Annotated in this window: 12 protein-coding genes; 6 read left to right on the top strand and 6 right to left on the bottom strand. The window is 40.9% G+C overall.

The window, feature by feature from the left end; genetic code table 11:
- Positions 1-4: 4 nt before the first annotated feature.
- From KHN79_RS01835 to KHN79_RS01825, 3 genes are all read left to right on the top strand, one after another.
- Positions 5-547 carry an N-acetyltransferase gene (locus KHN79_RS01835; protein WP_182009675.1) on the top strand — a complete coding sequence of 181 codons (543 nt, stop codon included), beginning with the start codon at positions 5-7 and terminating at the stop codon, positions 545-547.
- A gap of 169 nt (positions 548-716) precedes the next feature.
- Positions 717-1,166, top strand: coding sequence for a GNAT family N-acetyltransferase (locus KHN79_RS01830; RefSeq protein WP_140292411.1), 450 nt, complete (start codon positions 717-719; stop codon positions 1,164-1,166).
- Positions 1,167-1,249: 83 nt separating this feature from the next.
- Positions 1,250-1,636, top strand: coding sequence for a transcriptional regulator (locus KHN79_RS01825; RefSeq protein WP_140292412.1), 387 nt, complete (start codon positions 1,250-1,252; stop codon positions 1,634-1,636).
- Positions 1,637-1,649: 13 nt separating this feature from the next.
- Here KHN79_RS01825 and KHN79_RS01820 read toward each other — a convergent pair whose 3' ends face one another.
- Entirely contained in the window at positions 1,650-1,820 is a 171-nt protein-coding gene (locus KHN79_RS01820) for a hypothetical protein (RefSeq protein WP_172404981.1), read from the bottom strand.
- A 399-nt stretch (positions 1,821-2,219) separates the two neighbouring features.
- Between KHN79_RS01820 and KHN79_RS01815 the strand changes: the two genes are divergently transcribed.
- Entirely contained in the window at positions 2,220-3,011 is a 792-nt protein-coding gene (locus KHN79_RS01815) for a metallophosphoesterase (RefSeq protein WP_140292413.1), read from the top strand.
- A gap of 286 nt (positions 3,012-3,297) precedes the next feature.
- A complete protein-coding gene (locus tag KHN79_RS01810; protein ID WP_078581138.1) occupies positions 3,298-4,629 on the top strand; it encodes an AAA family ATPase in 1,332 nt (443 codons plus the stop codon).
- Between the two features lie 50 nt (positions 4,630-4,679).
- Here the strand turns inward: KHN79_RS01810 and KHN79_RS01805 are convergent, their stop codons facing one another.
- The gene (locus tag KHN79_RS01805; RefSeq protein ID WP_182009676.1) at positions 4,680-6,047 is read right to left on the bottom strand and encodes a site-specific integrase; all 1,368 of its coding nucleotides are present in this window, start codon (positions 6,045-6,047) and stop codon (positions 4,680-4,682) included.
- 774 nt (positions 6,048-6,821) lie between these two features.
- Here KHN79_RS01805 and KHN79_RS01800 point away from each other — a divergent pair.
- Positions 6,822-7,382 (top strand): NUDIX hydrolase, encoded by a 561-nt coding sequence (locus KHN79_RS01800; protein ID WP_182009677.1) that lies wholly within the window; start codon positions 6,822-6,824, stop codon positions 7,380-7,382.
- On the opposite strand, the gene KHN79_RS01795 is transcribed toward KHN79_RS01800, so the two are convergent.
- The 4 genes from KHN79_RS01795 to ptsG all read right to left on the bottom strand — a co-directional run bounded on the left by KHN79_RS01795 (position 7,349) and on the right by ptsG (position 13,147).
- A complete protein-coding gene (locus KHN79_RS01795; protein ID WP_182009678.1) occupies positions 7,349-8,341 on the bottom strand; it encodes a hypothetical protein in 993 nt (330 codons plus the stop codon). The genes KHN79_RS01800 and KHN79_RS01795 overlap by 34 nt on opposite strands.
- A gap of 693 nt (positions 8,342-9,034) precedes the next feature.
- On the bottom strand, positions 9,035-9,529 hold the full coding sequence (locus KHN79_RS01790) for a hypothetical protein (protein ID WP_182009679.1): 495 nt from the start codon (positions 9,527-9,529) through the stop codon (positions 9,035-9,037).
- Positions 9,530-10,325: 796 nt separating this feature from the next.
- Positions 10,326-11,348: a methyl-accepting chemotaxis protein gene (locus KHN79_RS21720; protein ID WP_182009680.1), complete on the bottom strand. Its 1,023-nt coding sequence runs from the start codon at positions 11,346-11,348 to the stop codon at positions 10,326-10,328.
- A gap of 410 nt (positions 11,349-11,758) precedes the next feature.
- Positions 11,759-13,147 (bottom strand): PTS glucose transporter subunit IIBC, encoded by a 1,389-nt coding sequence (gene ptsG / locus KHN79_RS01780; protein ID WP_182009681.1) that lies wholly within the window; start codon positions 13,145-13,147, stop codon positions 11,759-11,761.
- Positions 13,148-13,692: the final 545 nt, after the last annotated feature.

The raw sequence follows: 13,692 nt of genomic DNA, 5'->3' as shown, positions 1-13,692 counted from the left end.
ATATATGAAATGCGCTTTGTACAAACAAGAACAAGCTCAAGAAATCATTACACTGTTCAATAACACATTTTCGGATTCCGAGGGTAAAGAAGAAGGTGCATTAATTGCGAAACTCGTGGAAGACTTTCTCACTTTACCAACCAAAGATGAGGATCTTTATGTGTTTATTGCTCAAGATGAAAGTGAACGCATTATCGGTAGCATCATTTTCTCTCGCCTATCGTTTCCAAATGGTGAAAACATATTCCTTTTAGCCCCCGTGGCCGTTGCAACAGAGTGTCATGGGCAAGGTGTAGGTCAAGGATTGATCAAGTTTGGGTTAGCGACACTGAAAGAAAAAGGCGTCACCGTTGCCATTACTTACGGGGATATCAACTTTTACTCAAAAACAGGATTCGCTCCAATCAGTCAGGACATAATTCAAGCTCCGCTAGACTTGTCCTACCCTGAAGGTTGGATTGCACAATCTTTAGTCAGTAAAGCGCTCCCTAACATTGAGGGAAAACCAACATGCTTACCCGCTATCGACAATCCATATTATTGGTAGTTAATTGGCGTGAAAACTCCTTCGTTTCTGAATTTAGATGGCTATGCTTAAACGCTATTTTCTAAGCGGCGCTCTTACCATGCTCACCTAGTCACAACGGACATACCGTGTATGTTCTAAGCAATTATTCTTTGATAACCTTTAGAAACCACTGATAAATTTGAGGGCTATGATGAAAGTAAGAAAAGCCGTTTTAGATGACTTACCCTACCTTGTTAACTTCACTTCTGAAGAAGCAAGAGAGGCTGAGGGGAGTATTAAGATCCCAGAAACACTTGAAAAGGGCATTCTGGTTGCGCTGCGTGACCCTTCAATTGCTACCTATTGGGTTTTAGTTGATGAGAACGATACTCCCGTAGGGAGTGTCTCTGCGGTTCGGGAATGGAGCGACTGGAACGCTGGTTATTACTGGTGGATTCAAAGCATGTTCTTATCCAAATCACAGCGAGGCAAGGGTCGTATGTCATTGCTTTTGGATGCGGTAAAACATGAAATGAAAGTACAAAAAGGCTTAGAGCTGCGCCTATATGTTCACAAAGACAACTGTACGGCTGTTAGAGCTTATCAAAATGCTCATTTTTCAAAGTCCGATTACGAAATCATGACGTTAAGCAATTAAGTGGATATAACATATCCACTTTTTCTTTCAGAACAGCGTTGTATACACTAGGGTTTTACTATTTCGTACTGAGAGGGATACTCATGAAAGCTCGCATTGGGGTTGCATCGGAAGATCTCATTCGTACGCATATGATTAGTGTGGCCGCAGGCAACATTAGTCATAACAAGCATCTACCGACATTTTGGTTCACATCACTAGATGAAGTCTCAAAGTTACTGTGTAATGAAAATATCGAACTAATGCTTCTGATCAGTAGAGAAAAGCCTGAAAGTCTAGCTGAGCTTGCGGAGATTAGCGGTCATCATATCCTCGAACTGTCACGAAAAATCGACGCCTTATCATCAAAAGGATTTATCCAGTTCGGGGAAAAAGGCAGTACTTGCTGTCCTATTGCTGTATTTACTGACTTTGAGATTATTCTCGGCAAAGAATTAGAGAATACATTGCAAGAAGGCTATCTTGCATGATACCGAACACTCGTTACTGCGGCGCATGCCGCTTGGGTAGCACAGCTTCATGCTGTGCAGACTCGAATGGTGATCGTTCTTGATACTTTCCGTCTAGGCCAACTTGATAGCCATCGATGATCTCTTCCAGTTCTATTTTGAGGGCTTCAGTTACTTCAACTAGCTTATCAGTATTGAAGTCCATTTAGCGTAACCTTACTATCCTTTGATTCGGCTTGCTCGTTATCACTTCTTTTAGCCTTATGCGTCATATAAACCTCATTCATAAATATGCCTACCCGCAGTTACGGTAGCACAATGACATTCTCACTAGTCTCAGCGGTGTTGCTCAAATCAAAAAACCTTAACTATTTACAATAAAAACGATTAATTTCAGACAGTTATAAACCACTAAGATTTAGACACTAAAAGTTAGTGTCTAAATCTTAGTGCCGAAAATCAAACAAAGCGGCCAATCATTGTCCTCCATAGAAGTTTCACTTTAAGCTACTGATGTTAAAGCGCTTAGCGTATGTGCTCACTTCTCTAATCTAAAAAACCCCTGTACCATGGAGCAGTCAATCAGCTTTAAGGCCATGATAGTTTGAAGTTTTACGTTGTTTCCGATCTGCATCTCGACATTCACGGAATACGCCGTGATTTCTGGTATAGCTTCGATAACGAAGCCACTTTAGTCGTTGCAGGTGACACAGCGAACGGCCTCTCATGCATGGCGTATGTAAAAAATGTACTTTGTCGCCACTTTAAGACTGTGATAATGATTGCAGGAAACCATGAATGGTATAGCAATAAGAGTAAATCCTACCGCCATATAAGTACGCCCGTTGGGTGCAAATCTAGTGCAAACTCTGACGTTCTCAAAGATTCTAGGAGTTCCGTACTATCCAAGCTTAAGGCTCATAGTGATACAACTGAAAACCTGTTCTTTTTGAATAATGAGTCAATAAATTTAGATGGATGTAGTATTTATGGAGGAACTCTTTGGTTTCCTATCCACACATACTCGTCTGCGCTGATTGATGTGTACTCAGAACTGATGAATGATACAAAGTACATCAGCCATCAAATGATTGAAGAGCAGCACAAAGCATTCATTAACAACTTTCCAGAGAAAGTTGATATAGCAATATCTCACCACCTTCCATCTAAAGAAGCTTTTGCTTTCGAGCAAAATGCCAGCAGCGATTATGCTCCGTATTATCATGCAGGGTTGAGTAATGAGTTGATCTCAAGAGCTAGGTATTGGGTGGCAGGGCATCAACATGATGCTGTAGAGAAAGTCATTGCTGGCGGTAAGACCACATTTATTTGTAACCCCAAGGGTTCTGTCAGCTTAACCAGTGGAATACTTACTAATAAAGCTTATTACCTATAAGAGCTAGCCAGCAAGAAACTTCGGCATCTGAAAGTCCGTTAGGGCTTTCTAGCTGCGATAATTGATCACCTTGCCAAGCAACCAATCAGAAATGATGCATAGGTTCATCACCTCCCTTCACAATCCCAACACTATCATTCGCACAAATACACACAACACTTTTACGCGCATAAAAGTGTTAATTAATTCATTTTTACGCGCGTTTAAATGTTTCTACTTGCATTTTATTGCGCATTTTTGTGTAATAAACAATCGACCAGATAAGCACTTTAACTGAGGTGGCTAGATGAAACGAACACTACTTGAAAACCTACTCACCTGGAAAGACAAGCCGACAAGGAAGCCTTTGCTGATTGACGGTGCTAGACAAACTGGTAAAACATTCCTATTGCAGGAACTATTAGGAAGTACATTCGAAAATGTCCTAAGAATCGATTTTCTAGAAAGCCCTGAGTTAATGGAAGCCTTTTCAGGCTCTCTAAACCCTGATGACATCATCACCAACATTGAACTCTTAACAGGACAAATCTTCGAGCCATCGACAGATCTTCTTATTTTAGATGAAATTGGTGAATGTCCAAGAGCGGTCACCGCTCTTAAGTACTTTGCAGAAAAGGCTCCCAAAGCTTATGTTGCAGCCAGTGGTTCAAATATCGGATTGCTCACGTCCTTTCCCGTTGGAAAAGTTGAGCAGCACAACTTAAGGCCACTGACTTTCAGGGAATTCTTGTGGGCATCTGGAGAAAAAGCACTTCAAAAAGCATTTGACCAAAAGCTGAACTCTTCAGCGGCTCATACAAAATTAATCGAACTACTGACCGATTATTATTTTGTTGGCGGCATGCCTGAAGCCGTAAACTCATGGTTCGAAAACTCAGAACTCAGTATTATTGAACGCATTGAAGCCGTGTCTGAAGTCCATAGGAACTTAATTGAGGGCTACATGCGTGATTTCGGAAAGTACTCTGGAAAAGTGGACGCACAGCTAATCGAATCTGTATTTCGAAGCATTCCCGCTCAACTATCTTCGGTATTCGACGACTCCGTTAAACGGTTTAAGTTCAAGGGAGTTCACGAGCGCAAGTCTCGCTATACTGAATATGAAAGTGCAATCACATGGCTTCACAAGTGTCGGCTTGCTTTAAAAAATCATCCTATTGAAGGGCAGCCTCGTTCTCCTTTAGCTGCTTATCAAAAGGAAAATACGGTTAAACTATTTCTCTTTGATGTCGGGCTATTGAACCATATGCTCGGCACTGGTTACCGTGAAATCAAACAGCAAGGCTATGAATACAAGGGATATGTCGCCGAAAACTATGTTCAACAGGAAATCGCTGCGCTAGGTATTGAACCAAGCTTCTCTTGGGGAGACGCAAGAGCAGAGATAGAGTTCATTATCGCTGATGACCTAGGTCGAATCGTACCTGTAGAAGTAAAAAGCGGTAAGCGAACTCGTGCGAAATCATTGCAATCCTACATCGAGAAATGCAAGCCCCACAAGACAATCAAACTTACAGGTACTCAAGGCTCTCCAGCAACAGAGAAAGAGCACATCGTGATGCCGCTTTACTACACCGAATACTTACTTGATCACCTGAATGATCTAGACAAGAACTAGGTAGTAACAAAATTAACAGAAAGCCCCAATGGGGCTTTCAAAAACAATCTTTATTTAAGATTAGCTCTTAGCGACTGAGTACTTTTAATGTCTGGAAAAGGTAACGTTTCAGCGGAAGGTACAACTGACAACGCTGGTGGAACATATCCAATCAACTCTTTCAATTTACTGCTCCAGGTTTCAAGCCCACCTAACTTATCGTCAAAATAGTCATAGCGATCATAGTGACGTGTACTCACATCTTGTAACGCGTGATTTTGAATACGATCCCTGACTTCTTTGCTGATTCGGCATGCCCCCATCAAAGTTTTACACGTTCGACGCAAATCCTTAGGCACAAACTTATCGAACCCCACGGCATCGCGATAACGAGTCACTGCACGACAAATTGAGCTAGTCTTCATGGGTTCTTCTGCATCTTTTGGATTTGGAAAAACATATCGTCCACCGCCAGAAAGCTCATATTGTTTCTGAAGTATTTCAAAAGCCAATCCGTTCAACGGTACGATATGATCTTTTTTGTTTTTGGAACGTTCTTTAGTGATGCAGACAAACCTTTCTTCCCAATCAACATTCCACCATTCAAGCGTAATCACCTCATATGGTCGTTGCCCCCCTAGATAGATGCACAGTTGAAGTAAGTGCCTCAAATCTTGTCCGATAGGTACAAGATCATAGTTTTCACGAAGATCTTTTAGCAGACGCCGTAACTCTCGCCATTCTAAGAACCTTTCACCAATGCGCTCTCCATCTTTTTGCTTAGGAATTGGTGCTACTGGATTGTATTTTATGCCAAATTTCGACTCTAAAGAGAAATAGCGAGGATCGTTATCAAAGCGCATCCCATGGTTAAACGCCGCCATCACATAGCTACGTACTCGGTTGCTTTGGGTGATAGCTCCGCGCTGAATCATCTTACTAATAACGTATTTAATATCATCTGTCGTTACATCACACGCTTTGGTGTTTTTGTCTATATATGGATAGAACTCGCGTACCAGCGCATTTCGCACGTCTTCATACGTTCTCTTTCCATCTATTTTCATGCGCTCCGTATAGCTATGAAATAGCTCATCAATGGTTCCTAAGCTTTTACTCTCTGCATCAATTTTTTTCTGCTCGCTCTCTTGTTGTTCAAGATGCAATTTAGGATCTTTTCCGCCGAGCAACAGTTGTGAGAAGACCTGGGCTTTCTCGCGAGCTTCTGTAAGAGTCATACTGCCAGCACGTGTACTGAATAAACCGATTGAGATAAATTTTTCTTTCTGTTTCTGGTAGTAGCGAAACACGAACTGCTTTTTCCCACTAGTGAAAATTTTTACTCCCAAACGCCCTGTACCTCGTTGACCTGACTGATCCCAGAGATAATAGGAATTTTTACTACTGGTCGCGGATTGAATTTTAGTAACAGTTAACATTCTGATTTTCTCTTGTCTTTTTTGGCGAAGTTAACTTTCTAGGCCAACAGGCATAACCTAAAAGCCGCCAAAAATGATATTGACAGATTTCCTACCTAAGCAAAGCTAGGTCAGGTAATGGGTCAGACAAGAGAAAAGTGACATGGAAATCAATGCAAACTAACGCAACAAAGACAAACAGATAAACATTTGAATTTAATAGAAATTACCAAGCATTGCATACTCATAAAAATGAACCTGGTAGGACTCATAATCGATTGGTCCGCAGTTCAAGTCTGCGAGGGGCCACCAAATTCCAGAAGGCTCGTAGAGAAATCTACGGGCCTTCGTCTTTTCTGGTCCGGTCTATATCCTGTCCGCAATTACTTCCGGTGAGCTCTGGTCCATTAGCACCACTGAAACTCTCCACGTAGTCTCCACAGAGTCACACCTCACCTATCAGAGTGATATCCACTGTCAGAATCTTCTCTCATCTTTACAACACGAATCAGAGCAGATACATATCATTCAACACCAGAAAAAGTCGCAGCCTGAACTGCGGGCCATCTATTATGAACTAGGAATTAGATGTATACGTCTGTCAAAATTTCTGGTTCATTAAATTGTTAAGTATTCTTAGGTTTGATAGCTAGTGAAATAGTACTAATCTCAAATGTAGGTATTCATTAAACATGTAATTTTTCCAAATAGCGACACTCATCAATCAGTCAAATTTGTATGATTTAGGCGTTATAATTCTGTCACTATATATCGAAGTATTAAAGGAGTACTCGTTTGTACAAAGGCGACTATAAGAAAGGTGAAATCGAAATCGAGAAAGAGAATATAGTTTTCCAAAATAACTATGCGACTCTATACAACGATGATGTAATTTTTCCATCTGGTTCTAAGGGAAAGTATTTGCGATTTGAGTGGAACTCTCCATATGGTGTGATGGTTTTCCCTAGAGATAATCAAGGTAGAATTCTATTGGTAAAAAATTTTCGACACGAAAATAGAAGTTGGTCTTGGGAAATACCAAAAGGCTTTGGGGAGAAAAATCTAACTCCTATAGAATGTGCTCAGAAGGAGCTATTAGAAGAGACTGGTTGCATAGGAAAAAATTGGAAGTTGATAAAAACAATTCCAGACAAAAGTTCTAAAGGCTATGTTTTCATGACTGAGGTGGATAGCAGCACTACTATAGCTAATCAAGAGCTATCTGAAGCAATATCGGAAGTTAGTTTTTTTGAAAGGTCAGAACTACTTTCCTTGCTAAAAGACGATATGATTTCTGACCCTATGACTATGTTTTTTATATCTTATTGCTTAGCCAACATTGACACTGACGTGTAGATAGTCTCATTAATGTCAGTACTAGAAAATTGGTGTGCCTCAATTTTTTTAGGTTCACCATTACTTTCTCTTTTGATATTTGAAACTAATTTTTCTTTTTCTAGTTCAATACGGTCAGCTGACAATTTCTCCCTTTTTCCGAGCAATTCACTTAAAAAGAAGTTTGCAATTGATAGCGCTACGGCTGAAGTCGGTTCTACCAAAGTTAAACCAAAAGCAGTTACGGATCCTTCTTGTGAAATTTTACGGATAGGTTCTATAAAACGTTTCCCTTTAAAGCTCTTAGGTGTTTTTTTCCCCAACTTTCTCCTAATTATGAGCTCATCGATTTGACGTTGGTAGGCTTTTAAAGCCATTAGGGCGTTATCTAGTTGACTATCCGTAGATACACCATTTCTTACATGTTTTTGGTACTGCCTAAATTCATATGTATCCCTCAAGTAAAAAATATCGTCAGGCTGAAGCATCGCTAGTGCTTGTTCATAAGTACTAAGATTTAGTCCTGTCGACATATCTATCCCAGTGCCTTTCTCAATAATTTCAGGCTTCTGAGTGTAAGCAAGTTGAAAGCTCTCCTGGTGGCTAGGGGAATATATAGGGTTAGTTCTAAGTATTTGGGGGATACCTGTGACGTAAGGTGCATCAGATAGCGATATAATATCTTTTTTATGTTTTTGCCAAACATCAAGTTTTCCTATTTTTTTAAGATCATCTTTAAAGTTCTGTTGCAAAAATATTCTGCCTAATCCCTTATCACGTTCAGACTCTCTCTGTAGTCGCTCAAGAAGTATTTGTTGAGTATCTAAACCAAATATCGTTCGAGCTTTATGACCACTAAATATTTTGAATATTCCATTAGTATAATTGTCTCTAAGCGCATCGTAGGTATATGGAACAATATTGCTCTGTTCATTTAACAGAGCTAAATCATAATCTTCCAAAAACTCAGCATCAGGCATATGCTGTTTTCTCTCTTTGTGAAACGCATCTCGGACATCTGATAAGTGCTGACCTTTTGATGTTCCTAGTGGGTCTCTAACAGCTATTGAGAGTAAATCTGGTGTTATTAGTTCTTTGAAGTTGTTTTTTTTTTCTAATCAAGTTTCTCAAGTTAACGCAGTTGACTGCCTGTGCGTCTGATATCATTATTTTTTCGTTGAATAGCAACCCGTGTTTAAAGTGCGCTTCAAAGGAGTTTTCAAAACTCTTTTCTTTTGCGATTGGTAACTCAGTATCAGCAAGCATCCAGTACGCTATATTATCCCTACTTTTATTGTTACCCTTAAACATAAGTAAATCCCGCTTTAACTAGCAAATTAGTAATTAGCTAATAATACTCTAATTTCACATTAATATTTATAAACCTGTAGGTTTATCGTGCTTTATTAATCATCACCGAGTACATAGCCAGCCATCCCGCCAACAACACCAACAGGTCCAAAGTACCTTTCGATCACCATTCCGGTTGCAGCACCTTTAAACGCTCCTTTGGTACTAGGCTTTATATCTATTTCTGTTTCTCACTCTCGCTTGGTAATCCTTACCGATCCAACGGCATTCATCACACTACACTTACTTAGACCTTTCATTTTGTTCTCCTATAAAAAGCCGAATAAGCACTGTGGCGTATCCGACTGTGGTCGTGAATTAGGTTATTCAGAGCACTGCTGACTAAGTGCCAGCAATTCTTCTCGGTGTTTGTGAAAATTTGGCGCTAGAACTTGCAGGAACACAGATTTCTCCGACTGGATGGTTAACTCCATGTCACGAAGACAAGCCGCTAAGAATCCAGCATTGTTGGCACTCTTGCTGCTAAATACCGTTCTAAGCACACTGCTCTTAAATGGTTTGTCTTTTTGACTAGAAAGTACATCCAGCACATCAACAAGCTTGACCCACTCTTTACTGTGAAGCCCGCCACCTTCGTTAGTAACCAGTCTTACGTACAAGTCTCCATCATGTGGCTCGCGACCTACCTCATAGAACACATGATTCGTTGATTTAGGGCTTAGCTTTCGGGCCTTGCCTTCTTTCAAAATATGATGTGAACCCTCGGAATCGACCTGTTCCTGCTTTCTATCGTTTGCAACCGTGTTTTCAGCCGAATCACTAGCGCTCATACTTTTACTACTTGTTTTACGGGCCATGTTGCTTGCTCCTTATTCTGTTAGGTAACTGCACTCTCTATGTCTTGGCAGTGAATGAACCAAATACAAAAATGCCCATACTGGCACAAACCAATAAGGGCATTACAAATCATTGATATAAGTTCGATATCTGAGTTGATACTAGTAGTTAGTGGCCTGTCTTTTTCCGGTCCCGTTCCTGTCCCCAAGCAACAAACTCACCCCAATTCCCTCGTCGGCGTCGTCGTAAAATCTCAGTTACATCTGTGCCGCGACACCGTCAACCGAGTCATGAGAATAGTTGGATGATGAGATTTTTCAGGGTCGATACGTGGGGAATTTATCGGGTTAGTCCGGTGTAGAGTATGCGATCAGACCTTCGCTCATAATCGATTGGTCCGCAGTTCAAGTCTGCGAGGGGCCACCATATTCCAGAAGGCCCGTAGATTTCTCTACGGGCCTTTGTCTTTTCTGGTCCGGTCTATATCCTGTCCTGAGTTTACCTCACAATACTTTCCTGTCTGACTTCTCTCAGTAATCTTTTTCCTCTAGCTGTCAGCAGACGTTAGCAAGCCCATATCATGCATCCAACTAACCTTTAGTATGTGAAGTGTCCTAGTTCATCTCATAGGGCTTCTCAGTGCAGTTTTAGCTAAAAGTACATCTCAGCTAAAGATGCCCTTTTAAGTGCATTTAACTACGGCGACAACTTGCGTAAGAATTTATGTGTTGGAATGTGGATAGGGTGTTAGGCACACAAAAGATTACCGGGTCAGTCGGGAGCCAACAATCCGGCAATCCATTCCTAAGAAATTAACTAATGAGTGCTCTTAAGCTTATCAAGCCCGTTACAAACATCTTCACTCAACTTTCGATGCTGATTCGCAGAAGCATTAAGCTGACTGATGCCATCATTAACTTGTTCCAGCCTACTAAGAATACCTTTTACAAACTCAACTTGTTCAAAGTTAGCTACGACTGCGAAATCTACATTATTACTTATTCGTTCCATTCCCTTCGCAGAAGAGTCAGCCTGTGCAATGACGGTAGCGATACCACGCTCTATATCAACACTCGAAGACTGGGCGCGGGTAGCTAACTTTCTCACCTCATCAGCGACAACCGCAAACCCACGGCCGTACTCCCCTGCACGCGCAGCTTCAATTGCAGCATTCAGAGCGAGTAGATTAGTCTGCTCGGAAATATCATTAATCTCCAGAACCAGTCCATTGATGTTTGCCACTGTCTCGCTCAGTTTGGCTATATCACCTTTAAAGCCGGTAATAAAGTCAGCATCGTCTTTTGTCGCTTTTGCACCTGCTTCTAATCCTTCACAAGATTTTGCCAAGTCCTTAATCAGTCCGCTGGTCACTTCAGTGATATCCCCCGCTTTATCAACCATTTCTGAAACTACGTTACTCATGTCAGATGCAGCATAAGCAACAGGCTCTAAACGGTTATTCAAGTCATTGTGACTTTTTTGCGCTTCGAAGTTCTGGATTTCACTTTCAAGTTGTTTCTGGTTTTGCTCCATGAAAACTATCTTAGCTTTACATTCTTCCAGCTCACTCACCAGATGGCTTGTACCTGAATCTAAACGAGATAATAGATCCGCACCTCTCGATGGATTACTCTCAAACTTGCTTTCAATCTTCTGAAGTCGATTGGATAAAGAGAAATACAACGACAGAGCATTTAAACTCATAAGTGCAATAATGCTGATGAAGTAGAAAGTTAAAGGCAGGCCATTTTCGGCAAAGAGGAGGGAAAGTAGTAACCCCAAAGCAACTATAAAATCAGCGGCTATTAGTTTATTAAAAACCGGTAGTTTCGACAGCATAAAACACCCAAAAAACATGACAAATCAAAGACCTTCACCCCTAGCAAGATGAAGGAACATATAAGTTTCAAGAGTATATAATACAATTATTAATAGCCGCCATCTATAAAAGCAAACGATTGCTAGACAAGACAACAATAAGGTCACCCTTGGCAATGGCTACGACTACCGGGTCTGTTAGAGATGGCACTATGCCTCTTGTGCGATTTGACATTCTGCTTAGCTTCGATGCGCATAACACGAGGTATGTTTAAAGAAACAGCTCTTTGCGTAACCGCTTTAAACTGGTCTATACATAAACAATGTGTAGAGCTCACGGGAAACTAATTTACTGTATTAAACAAAAAACCCCACTCCGAAGAGCGGGGTTAAACTTCTACAGGAGCTTCCGTGTAGTTGTTTTTGGGGTGTTATAGAAGAGGTTCTATTTCCCCTTTCAGAATCTCAGAGTGAGTACCGAAGATTGCTTGTAAATTGTTCTCAGAAGGACGGACAACAGCCGTAGCGCCAAGTTTTTTCAAGCGGTCTTGATCCACCTTAGACTCATCTCTTACCGTCATACGAAGACGAGTAATACATGCGTCAATAGATTCAATATTCTCTTTACCACCAAACGCTTCAAGTACTAGTTGTGCTTGCTCAGAAGTTTCCATTGTTGCTACTTCGTTTAGCTCTTCGTCTTCACGACCAACTGTTTTTAGGTTCATTGCTTTGATAAGAGTAGTAAATACAACAAAGTAAATCGCCGCATAAACAAGCCCCATAACAATCAACAACCAACCGTTAGAAGAGTTCCCGTACAGTAGAGTGAAATCGAACAGACCATGACTAAATGTTGTACCGTGCTTAATACCCAGCATAATCATCACTGGGAATGCAGTTGCCGCAATAAGAGCATGAACAACGTATAGGACTGGAGCAACGAATAAGAAAGCAAATTCGATTGGCTCAGTGATACCTGTAAGGAATGAAGTTAGTGCAGCAGAACCAAGAATAGAAGCAACTTTTACTTTGTTTTCTGGCTTAGCTGTAACATACATAGCTAGACACGCAGCTGGCAAACCAAACATCTTAAACATGTAACCACCAGCCAGGTTGCCCGCAGTTGCATCACCAGCCAGGTAACGTGGAATTTCACCAGTAACGACTTCGCCCGCTGCGGTAGTGAATGAACCAACTTCATAGAAGAATGGCGCGTTCCAGATGTGGTGTAGACCGAAAGGAATAAGTGAACGCTCGACAAAGCCGTAGATACCAAAAGCCAGTTCCGGAGATTGGTAAGCAGCCCAGTGAGAGAATGCCGCGATAGCTGCACCGATAGGTTGCCATATAATGGCAAGGACACCAGCAACAATACAAGCAGCCAGTGACGTTACGATAGGTACAAAGCGTTTACCGCCAAAGAAACCTAGGTAAGTAGGCAGCTTGATATTGTGGTATTTATTGAACAGTTGAGCAGCAACTAAGCCCATGATTACGCCACCAAATACCCCGACGTCTGTGCCCTCTGCCACTACGCCAAGTACGCGTGTCATTGTCAGGTAGCCAAGTGTTGCAGCCAGTGCAGCGACACCGTCATTCTTTGTGAAGCCCAAAGCTACACCAATAGCAAACAAAAGCGCCATATTGGCAAACACACCAAGGCCGGCCTCGGTCATGACTTGTGCAACAATATCTGGTAAGAACTTAGCAACCTCCGAGTTACCACCGATTCCGAGTAGAATCCCCGCTGCAGGCATACATGCCACTGGCAGCATTAAGGATTTACCCATTTTCTGCATTGTGCCGAAAATGTTCATATTTACACCCCTTGTTTCATATTCACTAAATTGTAAGATTAAAGATATGTTTTAATTAAATTTTTTATTAGAGATTGAAAAGCCCGCTCTCTTTGATTGGCTTAATTTTACGGAGTGAAATAAAAAATAATCAGAGTGAACTCACATTAGATGGATGTTTTAATTTTAAGATAAATAAATGTGACCGGTTTCAGGTTGTGTTGAGCTTGTTAATATTTACAGTAAAAAAAGTGGGAACTTGATAAGATTCACAATACTTTATATCTAATAACTTGTGTTTTTTCGGCTCAATATTCCATTCATTAGTCGATAACTAGACAGGGGATAAGTGGACGTTTTCAGAACAAAAGAGATCTTGAAGATACAAAAATATAAATCCGTACCTAGCTGAGTATATGGGTTCTTAATTTCTGTTTAATCTGTCCAACGAAAGCTATTCTGATTAGTTTTTTGTTCACTATTCGAAGTTTCAAAATTTAAAAAGGCGCAGCAGATTAATACCTGCTACGCCTTTGTATATTCAGAGATAAAGTTAATATCTGCGT

It is taken from the genome of Vibrio sp. B1FLJ16 (assembly GCF_905175385.1).
GTDB lineage: Bacteria > Pseudomonadota > Gammaproteobacteria > Enterobacterales > Vibrionaceae > Vibrio.
Note: the sequence above shows the minus strand (reverse complement) of the source record. Positions and strands in the feature narration are given on the sequence as shown.

Bases quoted from the DNA above. Each gene is read 5' to 3' on its own strand.
- KHN79_RS01825 (WP_140292412.1), top strand. From the start codon at position 1,250: ATGAAAGCTCGCATTGGGGTTGCATCGGAAGATCTCATTCGTACGCAT.
- KHN79_RS01795 (WP_182009678.1), bottom strand. From the start codon at position 8,341: ATGCCTGATGCTGAGTTTTTGGAAGATTATGATTTAGCTCTGTTAAAT.
- ptsG (WP_182009681.1), bottom strand. From the start codon at position 13,147: ATGAACATTTTCGGCACAATGCAGAAAATGGGTAAATCCTTAATGCTG.
- KHN79_RS01805 (WP_182009676.1), bottom strand. From the start codon at position 6,047: ATGTTAACTGTTACTAAAATTCAATCCGCGACCAGTAGTAAAAATTCC.
- KHN79_RS01790 (WP_182009679.1), bottom strand. From the start codon at position 9,529: ATGGCCCGTAAAACAAGTAGTAAAAGTATGAGCGCTAGTGATTCGGCT.
- KHN79_RS01820 (WP_172404981.1), bottom strand. From the start codon at position 1,820: ATGGACTTCAATACTGATAAGCTAGTTGAAGTAACTGAAGCCCTCAAA.
- KHN79_RS01810 (WP_078581138.1), top strand. From the start codon at position 3,298: ATGAAACGAACACTACTTGAAAACCTACTCACCTGGAAAGACAAGCCG.
- KHN79_RS21720 (WP_182009680.1), bottom strand. From the start codon at position 11,348: ATGCTGTCGAAACTACCGGTTTTTAATAAACTAATAGCCGCTGATTTT.
- KHN79_RS01835 (WP_182009675.1), top strand. From the start codon at position 5: ATGAAATGCGCTTTGTACAAACAAGAACAAGCTCAAGAAATCATTACA.
- KHN79_RS01830 (WP_140292411.1), top strand. From the start codon at position 717: ATGATGAAAGTAAGAAAAGCCGTTTTAGATGACTTACCCTACCTTGTT.